The following is a 19,447-nucleotide window of genomic DNA, read 5'->3' as shown; positions in this document are numbered from 1 at the left end:
TCACTCTTTGCTTTTCTCTTTTTCTTCAGATGATTTATTGGAGGAATCCTTGGAAGCAGATTCCTTTTCCGCTTCTTCTTTTACAGCAGGTTTTGCCTCCGCTGCGCCTTTATCCTCTATATTCGATTCTGTTGAAGGCTGGTTCTGATCTTCCTTTTCCTCCATTTGCTTTTGCAATTCCTTTATTTCCTTTTCATATTGGGACAACTCAGTATCAACTTCTTTAATTTGCGTTTCCTTTTCTTCCCCTGAAAGGTTATCGTCCAACTTAATTTGTTCTTTCTGGTTTACCAGCCCATACATAATCAATTCACGATCCTCCATGATTCTCGCCAAATCGATTGCGTCCTCGTTCATGCCCCTGCCTATATAAATCCAATATAGGAGATACTGACTATCGGTTTGCAATGTGATTGCATTTTCTACATTCTTCTTCCTGACATCATCTAACGGCTCATAAGTAACGTAGGACTTCGCCAGTTCATACTGAACGACATACGGCATTTTTTTCGGATCATAGTTTTCCAAACGGTCAATGACTTCACTGTATTTTTGTTTTAAGAAGCTTTCACCGCTTGCTACATATGCTTCCTGCTTAGGATGGGAGAAAAATAGTGTGTAAATCGTGAACAACAGCAGTGGCACTAGAACGATCACCGTACCCCAAAGTGTATAACGTCCCGTTTTCCATTTCTTTTCAGGGATATGCACAAATGCTTTTTCTTCCTTCTCTAAAGCATCTATCCGATTTTGAATGACCGTGGAAAGCTCATCCCAAGTCCCCGCTGCCAATATACTTTGTGATTCATTCGATAGTTTCAGTGTTTTATGGTAAAGCAGGTACTCTTCGAATGTATACTGCCCATCCACAAGCGCTGAAATCGTTGCCTTCGTTTCTTTAAATAGCTCATCTTGATCATTTTCATAAGGAGGCAAACTGTCTTTTACGCCATAATGCAAGAAATATGGGGCCAAGCTTGAATCAAAGATGATATTTTCTGGACAGACGACTAGTTGCAGGCGACTTAATTCATGATTCCTGGTTTTCTTCAAGATTTGATAAGACGCTAACCATCTACTCAATGGATTTTTATCTTTAGCTTTTGAAAATACAAAAAAAGAGGCTGGTGGATTTACTCTGATCTGCACCTCGTCCTCTGTCACTTCTATATGTTTCTGGAGAGCATCATCCGCTTCATGAATAAGCTGTAATTCCAGTGGGTCTTGCATCGATAGTTTTGCCCGTTGGAAAAGGAACGAATGCCCCTTATCATCCCTCATTATTGCAGCTTCTGTTTTTTTCTCCAGATATGAGGATTTTTTCTCATCCATTATATGTAACTCCTTTACCCCTGCTAAAGGGCTTTAGACTTTTTTCCTATAAAGAGTCCACACTTAATCCATTAGAGGATCTCAAGGCGGTCCCCCGTCGTAATTCCGCTATCAAGCAGGGTTTCATAACCTGAACATACGAACTCTTTATTCTGGACCCGCACCCAATAGCCTTCTTTAGGTGCACTGGCAATACCCTTTACCTGCCATATTATTTCCACAACCTTCTTGATGGAGCGGTAATTCGACACTTGCAAATCAAACACTTCCCCTGTATACCTGTTTAAATCGATCGTCAGTTGAATATATATGGAAACCACCTCTTTTAAAGCAAAAAAACACCACGATCTTCATAAAGAGTCGCGGCGCTTTTTCCTAGAAAATTCTTTATCTCATTGACCTAATGATTATCCGCGAATTTGACTAGCAATCTGATTATCTGTGTCTTCAAGGATTTGAGCTGATTTATTCAATTGTTGAGAAACTTCATTCAACAAACGTGCCATATCCATGAATGAAGGCTTTAATTCTTCGTACTGGCCTACGAAAGCCTCACTGGAAGAACCTTCCCAAATACCAGTTAAATGATCTCTCATTCTATCTAAACGACCAATCATATCCGTTACTTGTTGGCTTTCATTATCGTATTGTCTAGCTACATCTTTCAGTTCCGAAGGTGTTACACGAATTTGTGACATAGAAAAAACCCTCCTTTTATCTTATATAGTACATTTTAATAGAACCATACATTTTCTGCCATATAAATAAGCGCAAAGTCGAAAAATGGTAAATTATGATTATGCAAAAAAACCTAAATATGGCATTATGAAAGTCTATGTACCTGTTTTTCCAAATCTTCAAACCCGTTTTTTAGTTTTTTTTAACTTTTTACTTTTTTATGGTAAAAAAGGTTCCTTATACCTAATATTCCCGAACCATTATCCAATAATATGGTTTACACCATATTAATAGGGACTTTAGACTTTTTTTAGCCAATTAATCAAACGTTTGATTAAAGCCTGAAAATCAAACGTTTCCATACTGTTCGCCTTTAGAAATGATCGATCCCAAATCATTCAAAAATGGACATCCGATTGAACGGAGGACCTTTTTTACAAAGATATTTTGAACTGATTCCTCTTTTTTCGGTCTATTATTTCGGCGTAGGAATACGTCATATAGCGGGAATCGGTCTATCCAACAGAAACAGGCCATCTCTTCCCATAGGTTTTTGGAAAAGTGATGGCCTTTATACTTAATACATGATTCAATTACGTTGCTTAGTCATATAACCCGTTCCAAAAAATGTTTCAAAAACCGACCACTTTCAACATTTGTACAGACGCGGATTCTAGATTCGCCATCCTTTTGGCCAATTGTCCTGCCTGTTTCTTCACCCTCGGTCACCACCTTGACGTTCATCCGTTCTGTATTCACAAAACTTGAATCAACCGCAGCTCCGACAGCAAGCGGATCGTGAAGGGCGCAACCGCCCAAGCCTGGATGGGAATTTTCATATGCTTTCATATAATAATCGGTCATTTCCGCTAAAAATTTGGCGCTTTCCTTACCAGTGGCCCGCCAATCATCAAGCTTCGATTTCGACAGATATGTTTGGAGTGTCACATCAAGCCCCACTAGGGTGATTGGCAGTCCTGAAGCAAATACCTGATCAGCTGCTTCAGGATCTGATATTATGTTCGCTTCAGCATAGGGCGTTACATTTCCTGGTACGTTTACGGCACCGCCCATAATAACGACCTCTTTTACTAATGACATGATCATTGGGGCTTTTTTAATCGCCAATGCGATGTTAGTCAGTGGTCCAACTGCAATAATCGTAATTTCATGCGGTCGGCTTTTCACTTGATCGATAATGAAATCTACTGCATTTCCTTGTGATGCTTTGATGGTTGGTTCAAACTTAAGAGTATTTCCTAACCCGTCTTCCCCATGAACATGCTTCGGATATTTCTTCTTCCTTCCGCGCACCAAAGTTTGGTCAGCACCTTCAAAAACCGGAATGCGCCTATTTAATTTTTCCAAAACGGCAAGTGTATTGCGGGTCGATTCAACAACGGGCACGTTACCAAAGCAAGTGGTGAATCCGAGCACTTCCAATTCCGGAGAATTTAAAGCATATGCCATTGCCATGGCATCATCAATCCCAGTATCAACATCAAATATGATTGGTTTCAATATTTCCACACCTTCCAAAATCACTTTTTGAGAGCTTTTCCATAGAGAAATAACAAATTGGTTGCCCTCTCTTTTCTCTTTCTTATGTATCATGAAACACTGTTTTCCAATTGAATTTTAACATTCAACGATAGGCAGTTCCACAGAAAGTTAGGAATACTCTTAATTCGCAAACAATTGACAATGCCGGCCGCTTCTTGTATCGATCGGTAATAATAGTTGACCGCTCATAAATATCAATGATATAAAAAGTGAAAAGAAGAAATTATATCTTAGTAGTGACCAATTCCTCATCAACTTGTTCAATGCTATTACGTCTACTACAAAAGCAGTTATGAATACTCGCGTTTCGAATTTATGATATCCAAGGTGGAAAAAGGATGAAAATGTTTAAGTTGATTGTAGATGTCCCTTCTGCATATAAAAAAGGAACGAAATTCTTTTTAATATCACATTCAGAATTCATTGGCGTGAAAAGTTATGTATTACTGGCTGAAGATTTGAAAGGAAAGATCGAAGTAACGGAAGAGGAATTGAGGAGTAAATTCGTTTCCATCCATTGATTTAAAAAGTTCCATTTGGAAGCCGATGGGATCGAACCAGCGACTAAAAAACTGAATATGTGGAAGGAAAGGACATGTACATTATGGTGAATGTTTTCCTAAAAACTATGATTCTAATGAGCCGGAAATTTTCAGCCAGCTCATTTTTAACGAACCACATAACAAACCTTATTTAATGGTCTATTTACGAGATAACTTTCATCATATTCTATCCCACACCAGAAGAAAGCATTGTTAAAGTCTATAGCAAATCAGATAAGTTCATTCCTATACTATTTGGTACGGCTTCATTGGGCTGATTCTATATACCTTTTCTTACCAGAAGCTCCTTTACCTTCCACTCTATTGTTTTTTGCTTCACACTATCGCCATATAATTCAATAAAAGAAAGAAGTATTGGCGTATAACGATGAAGCTCCACCAGAGTGCACAAATAGAATGTTATCCTCAGGCTTAAAGGTGCCTTTTTGTATTAAATCGATGAGTCCCGCTGCCGCTTTACCCGTATATACCGGATCCAGCAAAATCCCTTCCGTTCTTGCCATTAGCTTGACAGCTTCCACCATTTCAGGTGTAGGCAAAGCATAACCCGGACCGACATACTCATCAAAGCACGTAATCTCCTCACGAGGAATTGAATGTGGAATCCCGATGTGTGCTAACGTTTCGTTAACTAGCTGATGAACTTTCTCTTCTTGTTCAGCTTTTCCTCTGCTTACGTTTATTCCAATCACTGATATTCCACTTTGGTTTCCATGAAATCCAGCCGCCAAACCAGCATGCATTCCTCCGCTGCCGCTTACACAAACAACTGCTTTCAAATCAATCCCTTGGTCAAAGGACTGTGCCAAGATCTCCTGTGCGCAAGCCAAATATCCCGTTGCACCAATGACATTCGATCCCCCAACCGGAATGATGTAAGGTCGCTGACCTTTCTCTGATACCTCTTTAGCCACTTTCTGCATTTCTTTCATTAAATCCGCACCATTAGGGACAACTATAATTTGGTCAGCCCCCAATAAATGATAGAGAAAATAGTTGCCGTTAAAATCCGGCTCTGAATTTTTTGAAAGTCCCTCTTCCAACACAAGAATGCACTTCATTTTCTCTTTAACGGCAGCAGCTAGTGTCAAGCGGCAATGATTGGATTGAATGCCTCCACATGTAATCAACGTATCCGCGCCTTTATCCAATGCATCGGCAACAAGGAATTCCAGTTTTCTTGTTTTATTTCCCCCAGCCGTCAAACCAAGCATATCATCTCGTTTAACATAAATGGATGGGCCCCCAAGAACTTCAGAAAAATGATCTAATCTTTCAATCGGGGTATATTTTGGTGTATATCGCTTTCTAGGAAATTGTGCTAAATTCATTTTTTTAAAACTCCTCCAGATGTTTTTTGTTTAGGCTGTTTTCGCATACTTTGTTGCTATTTACCAAGTAAAGCGGTGTGGTTTGATTTCCCCTCCAGATGCTCGCTTTCCGCGGGGCGGGCGGTGAGCATCCTCGGCGTAAACGCCTGTGGAGGCTCACCTGTCCCGCTGCTCCCGCAGGAGTCTCGCACTTGCGCTCCATCAACCTTAAATCGTTTAGTTTTAAAAAACAACACTCTTTACGAAAAGAGCCTTTGTTTAAGGCTGGCCATATTTACATTAAAGAAAATTGAATATCAATCTGCCTTCCCTTTTCAATTATATATCATTAAATAATAGCCACCGCTTCTATTTCAACAAGAGCATCTTTAGGTAAACGAGCAACTTCAACCGCACTTCTTGCCGGATAATTATCAGGGAAAAACTCTCCGTATACTTGATTCATCACGGCAAAGTGATTCATATCGCTTAAAAAAACCGTTGTTTTTATTACCTGTTGTAAGCTTGATCCCGCCGCTTCTAAAACCTTTTCAAGATTCCCCAATGACACCCTTGTTTGCTCCTCAATATTATCAGGCATTTCTCCAGTTTCAGTCTGAATTGGAAGCTGCCCTGAAGTATACACTACATTTCCTGCCTTAATACCTTGTGAATAAGGACCGATCGCCTTGGGAGCTTCATTGGTTATGATTGTTTCTTTTATCATATAAACCACCTCTTTTTTTGTAATCCCGTTAAAACGGACTTGAATGTAATATCCCTCTGAATGCAACGCTTACATGACACAGCCTTCCCACTTATTCTTTTCGCTCAAAATCACACTCCATAAGCGGCACCATTTTTGTTTTCTTAATGATTTTATAACCAAGCCAGAGAAGCAAGAAAATAGGTAGACCAATGTAGGTAGCCAGTATTTCCGCCCAGCCAATCTGATTTCCGAAAAAAAGAGTCTGTCCAAGAATGAAAACCACAAAAAATACTAGTGTTATAACCGGGCCCAGAGGGTACCATTTGGCTTTAAACGGCAATTCATTTAGATCTCGACCTTGTGCTACATATGCTTTACGGAAGCGGTAATGACTAGCGGCAATCCCGAACCATTTGATAAATCCGGTAAGGGCCGAAGCATTTATCAGCCATATGAAAACAGAACCATTTCCAAAAAGGGAAGCCAAAAAAGAGACTAATCCTATAATTGCCGTTGCACAGAGCGCCAACATGGGAATTCCCTTCCGATTAAGACTAGCAAAGATTCGTGGTGCCTTCCCTTCTTTTGCCAAAGCCCAAAGCATACGTGAAGAAGCATACATTGCTGAATTTGCAGCTGATAATACAGAGGTAAGAAGCACTGCATTCATTACGGAAGCGGCAAATGCCAACCCAGCTCTCTGAAGAACGAGCGTGAAAGGGCTGATAGATACATTTTCAACGCCGGATTTAAGCAGGTTTGGATCCGTATAAGGGATAATCAAACCGATAACAAAAATCGTCAGCACGTAGAAAATAAGGATGCGCCAGAAGATTGACCGGATCGCTTTCGGCACGTTTTTCGATGGATTTTCGGTTTCACCTGCGGCCGTCGCAATCACCTCTGTTCCCTGGAACGAAAAGCCGGCGATGAGCACTACACTAAAGATAGATATAAGCCCGCCATGGAAAGGAGCATCCCCTTGGGTAAAGTTACTGAACCCGGACGCATGCCCTCCCATAATTCCAAAAATCATGGCAACCCCAATAACGAGAAACACGATGATCGAGATGACCTTAATACCAGCAAACCAATATTCACTTTCACCATAGGCCTTGACTGATAAAACATTTAAGATTAGCAACAAACCGAGAAATAGTGCGCTCCACAATATGGAAGGTGAGTCTGGAAACCAATACTTCATAATAAGGGTAGAGGCCACCAAGTCTGCAGGAACCGTTATCGCAGTTGTATACCAATAGTTCCAACCTAACGCAAAGCCTAACGCAGGATCAATATACTTTGATGCATAGATATCAAAGGCCCCCGGGACCGGTAAGAAGGCCGATAGCTCCCCTAAACTATTCATGACAAAATAGACCATGATACCGACCAGTATGTATGCAGCAAGCGCTCCTCCCGGCCCCGCAGTGCTAATCGTCGATCCGCTGGATACAAACAATCCAGTTCCAATAGCGCCGCCAATGGCCATCATCGTTAAATGTCTGGATTTCAGCTTCCTTTGTAATGATGATTTTTGATTTCGCCCTTCTAGGGTGTTGCTTATCTCCGCTTCTAATTTCCCCATAGTGCATCCCCCTGTTTACTCATAGTTCAAATACAATTGGTATGCAGGCTCACCTTGTTGTTTTTTTACAATTTTCTGTTAACTAACAAAGTACCTCTGCCTTCCACTTATAATTCAGCCGAGAAAATGCTATAAGCACTCTCCGGCATTAATATTATTTGAGTAAAGATGAAGTTAACATAATTTATACTTTTCCAACTTGCGATATAGAGTAGAGAGGCTAATCTGTAGTTCCCTGGCAATCTGTTCTTTATCATCTCGATATTTTTCAGCCAGGAAATAGCTCTGGATTACGTCTTTTTCATATTCTGAAATCATTTGTTCTAAGCTTAATCCACTACACTCAACAGAGAGAGGATCCCGTTGAAAGAGATAGTCAGGTAAATCTTGAAAGCCCACAATATCCGATTCGGCCATATTCACCATATATTCTACTGCGTTTTCTAATTGCCGTATATTACCAGGCCAATCATAACGAATGAGCCACCGCTCCAGCACGGGGTCAAGTCTCAGTAAATTTCTTTGCATGATCATACAATGTTTATGAATGAAATGTTCGAGATACAAAGCAATATCATCACGTCGCTCTTTCAATGGTTTGGTATGGAGAGGGAGAACATTGAGACGATAATATAAATCCTCGCGAAAGGTTCCGTTTTTCACCATTTCCTCCAGGTTGCGGTGAGTGGCCGCAATCACCCGTACATTAATCTCGATCGCTTTATTACCACCGATTCTTTCAATCTCTTTTTCCTGTAAAACCCGTAATAACTTTGGCTGCAAGAAAAGCGGCATATCTCCAATTTCATCAAGAAAAATGGTTCCGTTGTGCGCTAATTCGAATTTCCCCATTTTCCCATTCCGCCTTGAGCCAGTGAATGATCCGCCCTCATATCCAAACAATTCACTTTCTAACAAGCTTTCAGGTATGGCAGCGCAATTAACTGCTACAAATGAATGCATTCGACGCTTGCTTTCAAAATGAATCGCCTTAGCCAATAATTCCTTCCCCGTACCACTATCTCCCCTAATCAACACTGTGGATGGGCTGTTGACAATCCTTTTTGCTTTTTTAATAACATCTTGAAGCCCGGAATCTTTACCAAGAATGTTTTCAAAAGTAATGGATTTCGGGGATGTCGGTATATCTTCTTGAATTTTGCACCCCTGTTCTTTACCAAGGTCCAGCATTGCTAATTTATTGACCAGCAATGTACTAACATTGCTTAAAAACTGTATTAGGTTCTCTGATTCTATAATCATTTTCTCCTTTTGTTCAAGGGAAAAACCAATCATGCCGATGACGCCAACCGGTTTATCTTGCTTTACAATAGGAAACCCAATGGTCGCGAGCTCTTTGCATTGATTCACGAATTTACAACTCCTACATTGCGACTCATTTTTTTTCACATCGTAAACCACTCCTGGCTCCCCTGTTTCCAATATCATTCTGAAAAAGGAGCCTTCCGGAGCCGTTTTGCCAATGAGGTCTTTATAGTAGCCGGTTCCGCTAATGCGAACGCCCTTTTCATCAAGCACCGTTATATCCAGACCAAGGATACCTGCCGTGTTCTCAGCGTAATCTTGAATAAATTTTTGTATGCCGATAAAGCCTGCCATATTATCCTCCTCTGCTATAGGGCTGTATGAAATAATTCTATAATAAAATAAATTTCTACGCTTTGCACAAAGAGGAAACAGCTTTTTCTATGCCACCCAACGCATTTTTCAACATCGAACGCGGGCAAGCGATATTAAGCCGCATAAACCCTTCTCCTTCCATACCGAAGATCTGCCCTTCATTCATGGCAACCCTTGCTCGGCGCAACATAAATTGGTCCATTTCTTCAACTCCCAATTCTCGGCAATCAAGCCATACAAGGTATGAGCCTTCAGGCTGAATGACTTTGATTTGCGGGATGTTTTTGCTGAAATAACTCAGAGTGAACTCCAGATTCCCCTGCAAATATTCGAGGAGCTGATCCAGCCATTCTTCTCCATGGCGGTACGCAGCCTCTAACGCAACAACACCAAATATGTTCGGTGAACCAATGGATAATGTATTAAGTTCTCGGTCATACCTTTCACGCAGTTGCTGGTTTGGAATAATGATGCTTGACGTCTGCACACCCATTAGGTTAAAAGTTTTGCTTGGAGCAATGCAGGTAAGAGAATGATTCGCAAACTCTTCTGAAATAGAGGCAAAAGGAATATGGGTATGTGTTTTATAAACAAAGTCAAAATGAATTTCATCTGCGACAACGAGAATATTGTGCTTCATACAAAGCTGCCCCAGTCTCGTTAATTCTTCTTTGCTCCATACCCTTCCGATTGGGTTATGGGGACTACATAGAATCAACATTTTCACTTTTGAATCCATCTTTGCCTCTAGGTCTTCGAAATCTATTAAATAACGCCCATTTTCAAGCTTAAGCGGGTTGTTTACAATTTCACGGCCGTTCGCTTCGATCACGCGGGCAAAATGATGGTAAACAGGCGGTTGGATAATAATCTTGTCCCCTGTCTGCGTGAAGGACTGAATCGCCAACGATAGGGCTGGAATCACACCTGGGCTGTGGGTAATCCATTCTTTCTCAACGGACCATCGATGTCTTCTTTTCAGCCAACCAACAATGGATTCTATATATGATTCCGGTCTAAGCATGTAGCCATATACTCCGTGGACCACACGTTGTTCCAATGCATCGATGACTGGTTGCGGAGACTTGAAATCCATATCAGCCACCCACATCGGAATAACATCCTTTACGCCAAATTGATTTTCGAGATTATCCCACTTTTCACAGTCAGTACCCAGTCGACGGATTTCATGGTCAAAATTATATTTCATCGAGTATCTCTCCTTCTCATGTTTGCTTGTGTATCCTGCCTTTTATATAAGCAATTGTCATGCCAACTCATTTCTCTTATAAAACCTCCTTATTTTCATAGAATATCTTATTTGAATTCCCTAATACCGCGGTCTTTTTTTTAAACCCTTTCATCCTAAACATTAGCACTTTTGCAATCTTAGGAAATATTTTCTTATAGATTATAAAATCAAAACATTTCATCAAGATTTCTGGTAGTTCACAACTTCTTCCGTTTCCGCCATTCCTCATACCCACCTACAAGGCTTTGTACTTCTTTAAAACCATGAACTTGCAGAAGGCTTGCAGCGATGGCTGATCTTCCTCCGGATTTGCAATAAACCAAAATTGGTTTATCATGCGGAAGGTTAGGTGCCTGTTCTTGTAAATGGCCAAGCATGACATGATTAGCTTGTGGAAAATGGCCTTCCTGCCATTCGGCCATGCTTCGGACATCTAGCACGTAGATGCTTTCTGTTTGAACGGCGTCATCTATCATGTCCATTGTCACTTCTTCATATTTCATAACACGTGAATCAGATTTGCCAGCCTGCTCAATGATATATGGATCCAATGTTGCAATGACGCGATCCAAGCCAATGGACTGGAGATCTTTCACAATATCTGCAACATCATCATTGCTTGCCAGAAGATATATAGGCAATTCATAATCCAACAGCCAACCCGCCCACGTTACAAATGATTTGTTATATGGGATATTAATTGAGCCTCGTATATGCTTGGAGGCAAATGCACTGGCCGGGCGCGTATCCAAGACTATTCCCTGCTCCGACCACTCCTGCACAATATCTATTGACCCCACCATAGGAAGTGGGGCTGCTATCCCTCGGATTTGTTGCGCTCCATCTTTATTCAAACGCTTCATCATTGAAAAATAAGGGGGTGCCTCAGGCTGCCCAGCCAACAGCGCTTCAACAAAGAGATTTTCATCATTATATTGCAGTGCCCAATTTGTCCGTTTTTCATATCCGATGGTTGACGACGGGATCGCACCTAGCGCTTTACCACAGGCACTGCCCGCCCCATGCCCTGGCCATACTTGCAAATAATCTGGAAAGTTTTTAAATTGTTGCAATGACCGATACATCATGCGTGCCATTTTTTCTGAGGAACCATGTACTCCTACGGCTTTTTCTAATAAGTCGGGACGCCCCACATCACCCACAAATACAAAATCCCCGGTAAATATGCCGAGCGGATCCTTGGTAGATGCACCCCCATCTGTTACGAGCAGCGATATATGCTCAGGTGTGTGTCCTGGCGTATGTACCACCTCAAAATGGATATTTCCAATGGCAAATACATCTCCGTTTCTCAGAAAGCGGTGGTCATACCCAATTGCGTACTCATATTTCCAGTCCGGCCTTCCTTCATCAGACAAATACAATGTCGTTTCAAGCCTGGAAGCCAGCTCCAGCGAACCAGACAAAAAATCGGCATGGATGTGTGTTTCCGTTACGCCCACGATTCTCACACCATGTGCTTTTGCCGTTTTTATGTAAGGTTCTATATTACGTGACGGATCGACAATGATCGCTTCTCCGGTAGCCTGACATCCCACAAGGTATGAAGCTTGAGCCAGTTTCTCATCATAAAAATACTTTAATAGCATAAATCCTTCTCCTTTCAAGTACCTCGGATACTTATGTTTTGTTATGGCTTTTACATCTTTCCTTTAAGCATTCCGTTCCAATACATAACGGGAAGCAAGTTTTTCTTCAATAAATACATACTGAACCTCTCACGGGATTGATCGATTGGAAAGGTTTCTTGCGGCTGTAAATCATAATTGAACTCAGCCAGTATAAGCCGCCCATATCCGGTAACAAGCGGACATGATGTATATCCGTCATATTTATGAACCATAAGTTTGGCACGCATCCGATGAAGCAAATTTTTCACAAGCACGGGCGCTTGTTTGCGAATCGCAGCCCCCGTTTTCGATGTAGGCAGGTTTGTGCAATCCCCTATGCCAAATACATTGTCATAGTGTTGATGCTGAAGAGTATATTTGTCCACATCCAGCCACCCATTACTTGCCGCGAGCGAACTATTCTTGATAAAATCAGGAGCGCTCATCGGTGGTACCACATGTATCATGTCATAATGCATATTCACGCGCTCTTCCGTGTTCAGGTTTTCAAATGTCGCTCGCTTCTTCTCACCATCAATTTCAATAAGATGATGCATAAAATATGTCTCTATTTCTTTTCGCTCAATTATTTTATTTAGTGCCTGTTCATATTTTTTTACATTGAATATGGATGGGTTCCCTGAAACGAAAATAACTGAAGATTGCTCGCGAACTCCTGATTTTCTGAAATGATCTTCTGCCATATACATAATTTTTTGAGGGGCACCACCGCATTTTACCGGCGTGTTCGGGTTGGTGAAAATGGAAGTTCCCCCCTTGAAGTTTCTGATCGCCTCCCAAGTGCCATCAACATAATCATAAGAGTAATTGCTACATACACCATTCTTTCCAATACTCTCTTTTAAACCTTTAATTTTATGCCAGTCAATTTGAATCCCGGCTGCGACAACTAGGTATTCGTAGTGCAGCTTCTTTCCGGATGCTGTTACAACAGCATTTTCATCGGGCTCAAAAGTGGTTATCGCATCCTGTACCCACACTGCTCCGCTCGGAATAACGGATGCTTCCTCCCTTTGTGTTACGGTTTTGTCAGCTACGCCAGCTCCCACAAGTGTCCATAATGGCTGATAATAATGTTTCGTCGCAGGATCAATGATAGCAATGTTTCCGCTCAGAGTACGTGATTCACGCAAGAGACGAGCTGCGACCGTAATCCCGGCACTGCCACCCCCTACAATCAAAATTTTGTAATGGTTTTCATCCTTCATCTTTGCCATTCTAAGCACCTCATCTCATTTTTATAAAGTAGCTCACCAGCCTAACGCTTCAGCATTAATGATTAGCTTGTTTCGCCGACAGCTCCCCCTCCAATTAAATACTAGTAAATGATTATCTTTTTAATTTCCCACTTTCTACGATTTGATTGAGAAACTGTTCAACCTCTTCCTGGCTTTTTCCGATTTTACTTACAAAGCGATTAAGTTCCTTCCCTTCTTGAAAAGCAATGAAGCTTGGGATTCCATACACATCTAGCTTCTCTAATAGTTCCGGAAAATGGTCTCGATTTACTGCGATCATATCTATTTTTTCTTTATACGCTTCTTCTACAATTGGCATGAATAAATTGGTATTCTGACAGTCCGGGCACCATTCAACATAAAATTTGGCAACAACTGGTTTTGTTGATAAAATCGCCTCATCAAACTCTTGCTCAGTTTTGATCTCTTTCATAATTACAATCCTCCCTATATTTTGTTCTCAACGTTATACTGATTGTCTCCATTACTTGATCGCTCTTGCATCAAGATATCTTTCGCAATCCAGAGTAGCCATACAACCACTTCCTGCATCAGTAATTGCATGGTCGAATTTATGATCTTGTACCAGGATTCACGATGATATATTCCATATCGTCCGTAAATTGATCCATATCCGCCGAGCAAACCTAGTACGAATCCGACAATAGTTCCTGAAACAATGGAGAGGAGTACTTTAATAGTCGTCATTCTCTCCGAGACTCTTACCAAATAGTTGGCTATTCAGCTCTCCCTCCTTTTTTGATTTACTCTTATTTATATAAGCAAAAACCATGCCAACTAATTTCTCCTGTAAAACCGCTTGTTTTACACACCCCGCACTTTATTAATTCTCAATTTTGCCACCATTCCCCTTAAAAAGACTTTCTCCTCAAGCTTGATGCCTTCTTAAGAATGGGAACTACTTTTGCACCTGTAATAAAATCAACTTGTATAAAATGGTTCATTGACATATCGGTTATCGTTTAACTGAAATAGGATACATAAACAATGTTATTGTGTTACTTCTGATGAAAGAAAAAATCGCCCTCAATTTATTCAGGCGATTTAACGTTACTGGTATTGTAGATTTTAAAGCTGGATGTATACTGTCGTCCTTCAGTTCAAAGCCAAGACAAAATTGAGCTGCATAGGTCTTATTGAACAGAATTTGCGGCTAACTTCTGACGTGCTCCCATACATCACCTTTATCTTCAAAAAGCTTTAATGGACATCTTCCTTTTGGTATCACTCTTTATCGCTCACGAAGCTGACTATATGACGAACCCTTCATCCAACTTACTTCTCGCATAAATTCTTTGCCTCTTTTTTGCCATAGAAAAATCCCCTACAGGTAAACTGTTAAGAACAGTCTACCTGTAGGGGATCATACAAATTTCCCGCGTTTTCTTATTTCAAGTCTTCAATCGAATCAATATCGACGTAATCCGGTACGACCAGACCAAGCTTTGTTCCTTTTAAGTTAGGTCCAAGATCAACTATTTCATCTTTATACTTATTATAGTATTCAAGATGTGTTCCCGGGAGCCATGCAGCTACCATTGCGTCCGCACTTCCGTTTGCAACGCCAGCAAACATTGGCCCTACTTCGACCTGACTCAATGTTACATCATAGCCATTCTGCTCCAGTACCTTGCCAATCACATTCGTACTGGCGATTTCAGTGTCCCATGCAACATAAACCAGTTTGATTTTTTCACCATTTCCTGATTCAGCACCCTTAGTCCATTCGGATACTTTGTCCTGATTTTCCTTTATCCATTTTTCTGCTGCTTCTGAAGGAGTCATACCTTCAGTAACCTTGACCATTACATCTTCCATATCTTTAGTATCCCAGAAGAATTGATTAAGGATTTTATAAGCGCCAGGGGCATCTTGTTCGAGGCCTTTTCTGGCAATCGAATTAATATTTTCAGCCTTACCGAAGTCTCCCTTCGGATCTTTGAGATATTTCAAGTCATATTTCGAGAACATCCAATGCGGTGACCATCCTGTAACGACGATTGGTTCTTTTTTATCAATTGCTTTTTTCAATTCTGCAACCATCGCTGCCGATGACCCTTCAACCACTTTCCAATCATCCAGCTTATAATCATCCATTGCCGTTTTAGTCAACTTCATTATCCCTGCTCCAGGTTCAATTCCGATGATTTCATAATTTGCCTTGGCAGCAAGACTGTTTTCATCCCCGTTCACAGCTTTTTCTTTTGTAAAAACACCGAATAGTGCCGTACCCACAACAAGTAAAGCCAATATTGTAAAAATGATTTTCCTGCTAACGATATGTTCGTAAGCTGGTTTACGAAGGTTTTGCGTGATACGATCTAAAATGATTGCAATGATTACGATAGATAATCCTGCTTCAAATCCTTGCCCAACATTAATTTGGCTGACAGCCCTGTAGACATCAGCACCAAGTCCGGGTGCTCCAACCAATGAGGCTGTAACAACCATTGATAGTGCGAGCATGATGCTTTGGTTAACTCCTGCCATGATCGTTGGAGTAGCCAATGGTATTTGTACCTTGAATAACTTTTGGCTGCTGGTGGAACCAAAAGCATCCGATGCCTCGATCAAATCATTAGGCACTTCCTGAATCCCAAGATTGGTCATTCGGATCGTCGGTGCGATAGCGAAAATGAATGACGCAATGATCCCAGGCACTACCCCTATTCCAAAGAATAATATCGAAGGGATCAAATAAACGAATGCAGGCATCGTTTGCATGAAATCCAAGATCGGGGTTACGATATTGCGCACGGTTTTATTTTGGGCACACCATATTCCGATCGGTATCCCGATCACTATCGTTAAAGCTCCTGACAATATAACGATTGCCAGAGTTTGGATGCTTGATTCCCAATAACCCAGATTATCAATCAATAGCAAGCTGATGAATGCAAATACTCCTAATGGCCATTTGCTTGTATAAGTAACTAAAAGGGTCAGGACGATAATTAAAACAATCGAAGGTCCTGCACTCATTACATCGACCAAGATATTCAAAAGACCCTCGATTACATCCGTAATAAATGTAAATAATCCAGCAAATACAATAGTTATCCAATCCACTAAAGAATCGACCCAAGCTCCTAGTGGGATTTTCGGCATATTCATTGAATTATTCACTCTCCATTTCATTCAAGGAATCTTTATTCCCGGCCAAAGCACCAATAACGGCACCGCGAAGAAGGATTCCTTTAATTCTGTTTTGATCATCGATGACTGAGATTGGCAAGCTTGAAGTCGCCATCACATCCATGAGGTTTCCAAGTAATTCATCCTCTTTTACAGTTGGGATATCAGTTGACATCACTTCTGAGATCGATTGATTATTGCTCATTGCCTGACGAGCCTGTTCAGCAGTCACGGCCCCCAATAACTTCTGCTTTCTATCCACAACAAAAATGCTGGAATACCCTTGTTTACGCATGATTTCCAAGGCAACCCTCGGACCTCTGTCCACCGCGATCTTCTCTGGGCGTATCATCACATGAGACGCTGTCAATACTTTTGATAGATCAACATCTTCCACAAATTTCTCGACGAATTCATTGGCTGGATTCATCATGATTTGTTCAGGGGTTCCCAATTGAATTACACTTCCATCTTTCATGAGGGCAATTCTATCCCCTATTCTTAATGCTTCATCAAGATCATGTGTAATGAATATGATCGTTTTTTTATACTGATCTTGGATTTGAATCAGTTCATCCTGCATATCCTTGCGAATCAATGGATCTAGGGCACTGAAGGCCTCATCCATCAATAATATGTCCGTATCACTTGCGAGTGCCCGGGCTAACCCAACCCTTTGCTGCATACCGCCACTAAGCTGTGATGGCAGTTGATTTTCGTAGCCTTTCAATCCAACGGCCTCAAGAGCCTTCATCGCATTTTCATGACGTTTCGCTGGATCCACTTTTTGAATTTCAAGCCCGAATTCGGCGTTTTCCAATATCGTTTTATGCGGAAATAAAGCAAAGTTCTGAAAGACCATGCTTATTTTCTTTTGTCTGACTTCCCTTAAGCGGGCCGCGTTCATCTTCACGATATCTTCATCATCAATTAAGATTTCACCCAATGTCGGATCGATCAAACGATTGAACATGCGGATCAAAGTCGATTTCCCGCTTCCTGACAAGCCCATGATGACAAAAATCTCGCCGGGATAAATCTCGAAATTAACATTATTCACTCCGACCGTTTGTCCTGTTTCTTTCAAGATTTCTTTTTTTGTTTTGCCTTGCTTCAATAAGTCTGTTGCTGCTTTTGGAGATTTGCCAAAAATTTTCGAGACATTTCTGACTTCTACATACGGCTTCATCAATTCACCTCATTCTAATAGTTGCCCATATGATATTCAGTTTTGCTGAATTCCCCCGTTTTATGCGATTGGATTATTAATGCACAAGTACCTTGAAATAACGAAATTCCACCCCTATCTTTTTAAAAGCGGAAGTGACACTTACTCAGTGGCACAGGGCATAACGTGCATAGAAAAAATAATCTATATTTATTATTCCCAAGAAGCAGTTCTTTACTTGGATTATATATGTGTGATTAATTGAGCATTTCAAGTAGGGAAAAAGAGGTGCAATCACAACTGAGGAAACTAGCAGGCACAACCTATACCAACTGTAATATAAACGATTTCCACTTAGAGTTTTGTCCGGATGATGGACATACGACTACCCTCTAAAGTACTTCATTTCCTTAACCAGGTAGAATGATACTTGCAGTGCAGTATAACACCAAAACGCATAGAAATATGATTATGGGTTCCCAATGTGTCTAATTTGAGCATTTCAAGTAGGGAAAGAGGGTGCAATACAACCGAGGAAACTAACAGGCACAGCATATATCAACTGAAATATAATGGTTTTTATTTTTTAGAGTTTTGGTCATCCCCATCACACGGAATAAACCGTTCTCTCTAAAGCACTTCATTACCTTAACAAACAATGAATATAAATTCAAATGATGTGCGGCGGAATTGTTGAGTACATATGTTAAGATGGTGCCTGATATAAAAGTGGCACCATCCTTCTATAAACATTGATTTATCAACGGTTAAAGCAAAAAAAGCGACATTGAAAATATATTTCCAGACACACGATTTATCATTTTTTTATAACTGTGAAATTATCTCACAATTGAATACTCTTTACGAACAAAACCAGAAGTACGAAAAAATATGGCTACTTTAGTTAGTGGATTGCCTTCTTTCAATTAACCCATTCATAGCTTCTTTGGCTGTACAAGCTTTCCAGTTTGCAAAGAATATTCAATAAAAAAACAAATTAACAAAAAAAGAACAACAACAACGTTTGCGAAGTACGAAAAAGAGTGTGAAGCGCACGGTACGACAGAATCGTTGGCTCGCTTGGTGAAACCAGCTGCAATTTGACACAATCAGTCGCTCTTTTTTTGTATATCATCACTAATCTAACAGCAGGGAAAAACCATGCACATGAAATACCTGCAGCCCCTGGCTGACATCCTGGATCACTACGAAACGATTCTCAGGAGCATGGATGAACAGCATAATAAGCACGTTTTTCGTAGCGTAAATCAACAGTTGCTGCACCTTTCCCTAACTTAGCCATAAACTTCTTAAACATTTGGTTCATTTCTCTTTTGATTTCCATTAGTCTGATAATTCCACTTTCAATTAAATCTCTATCAATTTATACAAATATATAGCTCTTAAAGTTTCATTTACATTTTAAGATTGTGCTCTTGAATATTATGTGTCAATAAAATATTATCCATGGAAGAATGACCCATTCAATTATATTAGTAATTGCATATTATGAGCTTACACGAACTGATGGGAGTATTCGCTTTATTAAATGACGCCTTGCTATTTGATAAAGCGAAACTGGATCAATGGTGAAGCA

At 40.6% G+C, this 19,447-nt stretch carries 17 protein-coding genes; 1 reads left to right on the top strand and 16 read right to left on the bottom strand.

Annotated features, from left to right (window positions below; genetic code table 11):
• The 4 genes from essB to N0M92_RS23365 form a co-directional block, all read right to left on the bottom strand.
• Positions 1–1,332 carry a type VII secretion protein EssB gene (essB, locus tag N0M92_RS23380; RefSeq protein ID WP_260288098.1) on the bottom strand — a complete coding sequence of 444 codons (1,332 nt, stop codon included), beginning with the start codon at positions 1,330–1,332 and terminating at the stop codon, positions 1–3.
• A gap of 71 nt (positions 1,333–1,403) precedes the next feature.
• A complete protein-coding gene (locus N0M92_RS23375; RefSeq protein WP_076372547.1) occupies positions 1,404–1,643 on the bottom strand; it encodes an EsaB/YukD family protein in 240 nt (79 codons plus the stop codon).
• Positions 1,644–1,739: 96 nt separating this feature from the next.
• Positions 1,740–2,030, bottom strand: a complete 291-nt coding sequence (locus N0M92_RS23370) for a WXG100 family type VII secretion target (RefSeq protein WP_034306171.1) — start codon at positions 2,028–2,030, stop codon at positions 1,740–1,742.
• A gap of 586 nt (positions 2,031–2,616) precedes the next feature.
• Positions 2,617–3,531: a nucleoside hydrolase gene (locus N0M92_RS23365; protein ID WP_260288097.1), complete on the bottom strand. Its 915-nt coding sequence runs from the start codon at positions 3,529–3,531 to the stop codon at positions 2,617–2,619.
• Between the two features lie 380 nt (positions 3,532–3,911).
• Here N0M92_RS23365 and N0M92_RS23360 point away from each other — a divergent pair, with 380 nt between their 5' ends.
• Positions 3,912–4,094 carry a hypothetical protein gene (locus N0M92_RS23360; protein WP_260288095.1) on the top strand — a complete coding sequence of 61 codons (183 nt, stop codon included), beginning with the start codon at positions 3,912–3,914 and terminating at the stop codon, positions 4,092–4,094.
• Positions 4,095–4,471: 377 nt separating this feature from the next.
• Here the strand turns inward: N0M92_RS23360 and N0M92_RS23355 are convergent, their stop codons facing one another.
• From N0M92_RS23355 to N0M92_RS23300, 12 genes are all read right to left on the bottom strand, one after another.
• Entirely contained in the window at positions 4,472–5,467 is a 996-nt protein-coding gene (locus N0M92_RS23355; RefSeq protein WP_260288093.1) for a D-cysteate sulfo-lyase, read from the bottom strand.
• 328 nt (positions 5,468–5,795) lie between these two features.
• On the bottom strand, positions 5,796–6,173 hold the full coding sequence (locus N0M92_RS23350; RefSeq protein ID WP_260288092.1) for a RidA family protein: 378 nt from the start codon (positions 6,171–6,173) through the stop codon (positions 5,796–5,798).
• Positions 6,174–6,264: 91 nt separating this feature from the next.
• Positions 6,265–7,743, bottom strand: a complete 1,479-nt coding sequence (locus tag N0M92_RS23345; RefSeq protein ID WP_260288091.1) for an amino acid permease — start codon at positions 7,741–7,743, stop codon at positions 6,265–6,267.
• Between the two features lie 174 nt (positions 7,744–7,917).
• Positions 7,918–9,363, bottom strand: coding sequence for a sigma-54 interaction domain-containing protein (locus tag N0M92_RS23340; protein WP_260288090.1), 1,446 nt, complete (start codon positions 9,361–9,363; stop codon positions 7,918–7,920).
• Between the two features lie 55 nt (positions 9,364–9,418).
• The gene (locus N0M92_RS23335) at positions 9,419–10,594 is read right to left on the bottom strand and encodes a MalY/PatB family protein (RefSeq protein ID WP_260288089.1); all 1,176 of its coding nucleotides are present in this window, start codon (positions 10,592–10,594) and stop codon (positions 9,419–9,421) included.
• A gap of 239 nt (positions 10,595–10,833) precedes the next feature.
• Positions 10,834–12,246 (bottom strand): MBL fold metallo-hydrolase, encoded by a 1,413-nt coding sequence (locus tag N0M92_RS23330; protein WP_260288088.1) that lies wholly within the window; start codon positions 12,244–12,246, stop codon positions 10,834–10,836.
• Between the two features lie 50 nt (positions 12,247–12,296).
• Complete coding sequence (locus N0M92_RS23325; RefSeq protein WP_397443917.1) at positions 12,297–13,496, bottom strand: FAD/NAD(P)-binding oxidoreductase; 1,200 nt, start codon at positions 13,494–13,496, stop codon at positions 12,297–12,299.
• 121 nt (positions 13,497–13,617) lie between these two features.
• Complete coding sequence (locus N0M92_RS23320; protein WP_144553213.1) at positions 13,618–13,959, bottom strand: thioredoxin family protein; 342 nt, start codon at positions 13,957–13,959, stop codon at positions 13,618–13,620.
• A gap of 14 nt (positions 13,960–13,973) precedes the next feature.
• Positions 13,974–14,234 (bottom strand): hypothetical protein, encoded by a 261-nt coding sequence (locus tag N0M92_RS23315; protein WP_260288086.1) that lies wholly within the window; start codon positions 14,232–14,234, stop codon positions 13,974–13,976.
• A gap of 699 nt (positions 14,235–14,933) precedes the next feature.
• A complete protein-coding gene (locus tag N0M92_RS23310) occupies positions 14,934–16,661 on the bottom strand; it encodes a glycine betaine ABC transporter substrate-binding protein (protein ID WP_260288085.1) in 1,728 nt (575 codons plus the stop codon).
• Between the two features lie 4 nt (positions 16,662–16,665).
• Complete coding sequence (locus N0M92_RS23305; protein ID WP_192207592.1) at positions 16,666–17,871, bottom strand: quaternary amine ABC transporter ATP-binding protein; 1,206 nt, start codon at positions 17,869–17,871, stop codon at positions 16,666–16,668.
• Positions 17,872–18,987: 1,116 nt separating this feature from the next.
• Complete coding sequence (locus tag N0M92_RS23300) at positions 18,988–19,122, bottom strand: hypothetical protein (protein ID WP_260288084.1); 135 nt, start codon at positions 19,120–19,122, stop codon at positions 18,988–18,990.
• Between the last annotated feature and the right edge of the window lie 325 nt (positions 19,123–19,447).

It is taken from the genome of Peribacillus aracenensis (genome assembly GCF_025175645.1).
Taxonomy (GTDB): Bacteria; Bacillota; Bacilli; order Bacillales; family DSM-1321; genus Peribacillus; species Peribacillus aracenensis.
The sequence above is the reverse complement of the archived record's forward strand: the minus strand, read 5'-3'. Positions and strand labels throughout refer to the sequence as shown.

Excerpts from the sequence above, each read along its gene's own strand:
- N0M92_RS23320 (WP_144553213.1), bottom strand. The coding sequence starts at position 13,959 with ATGAAAGAGATCAAAACTGAGCAAGAGTTTGATGAGGCGATTTTATCA.
- N0M92_RS23345 (WP_260288091.1), bottom strand. The coding sequence starts at position 7,743 with ATGGGGAAATTAGAAGCGGAGATAAGCAACACCCTAGAAGGGCGAAAT.
- N0M92_RS23305 (WP_192207592.1), bottom strand. The coding sequence starts at position 17,871 with ATGAAGCCGTATGTAGAAGTCAGAAATGTCTCGAAAATTTTTGGCAAA.
- N0M92_RS23340 (WP_260288090.1), bottom strand. The coding sequence starts at position 9,363 with ATGGCAGGCTTTATCGGCATACAAAAATTTATTCAAGATTACGCTGAG.
- N0M92_RS23310 (WP_260288085.1), bottom strand. The coding sequence starts at position 16,661 with ATGAATATGCCGAAAATCCCACTAGGAGCTTGGGTCGATTCTTTAGTG.
- N0M92_RS23360 (WP_260288095.1), top strand. The coding sequence starts at position 3,912 with ATGAAAATGTTTAAGTTGATTGTAGATGTCCCTTCTGCATATAAAAAA.
- N0M92_RS23315 (WP_260288086.1), bottom strand. The coding sequence starts at position 14,234 with ATGACGACTATTAAAGTACTCCTCTCCATTGTTTCAGGAACTATTGTC.
- N0M92_RS23335 (WP_260288089.1), bottom strand. The coding sequence starts at position 10,594 with ATGAAATATAATTTTGACCATGAAATCCGTCGACTGGGTACTGACTGT.
- N0M92_RS23370 (WP_034306171.1), bottom strand. The coding sequence starts at position 2,030 with ATGTCACAAATTCGTGTAACACCTTCGGAACTGAAAGATGTAGCTAGA.
- N0M92_RS23355 (WP_260288093.1), bottom strand. The coding sequence starts at position 5,467 with ATGAATTTAGCACAATTTCCTAGAAAGCGATATACACCAAAATATACC.
- N0M92_RS23350 (WP_260288092.1), bottom strand. The coding sequence starts at position 6,173 with ATGATAAAAGAAACAATCATAACCAATGAAGCTCCCAAGGCGATCGGT.
- N0M92_RS23330 (WP_260288088.1), bottom strand. The coding sequence starts at position 12,246 with ATGCTATTAAAGTATTTTTATGATGAGAAACTGGCTCAAGCTTCATAC.
- N0M92_RS23325 (WP_397443917.1), bottom strand. The coding sequence starts at position 13,496 with ATGAAGGATGAAAACCATTACAAAATTTTGATTGTAGGGGGTGGCAGT.
- essB (WP_260288098.1), bottom strand. The coding sequence starts at position 1,332 with ATGGATGAGAAAAAATCCTCATATCTGGAGAAAAAAACAGAAGCTGCA.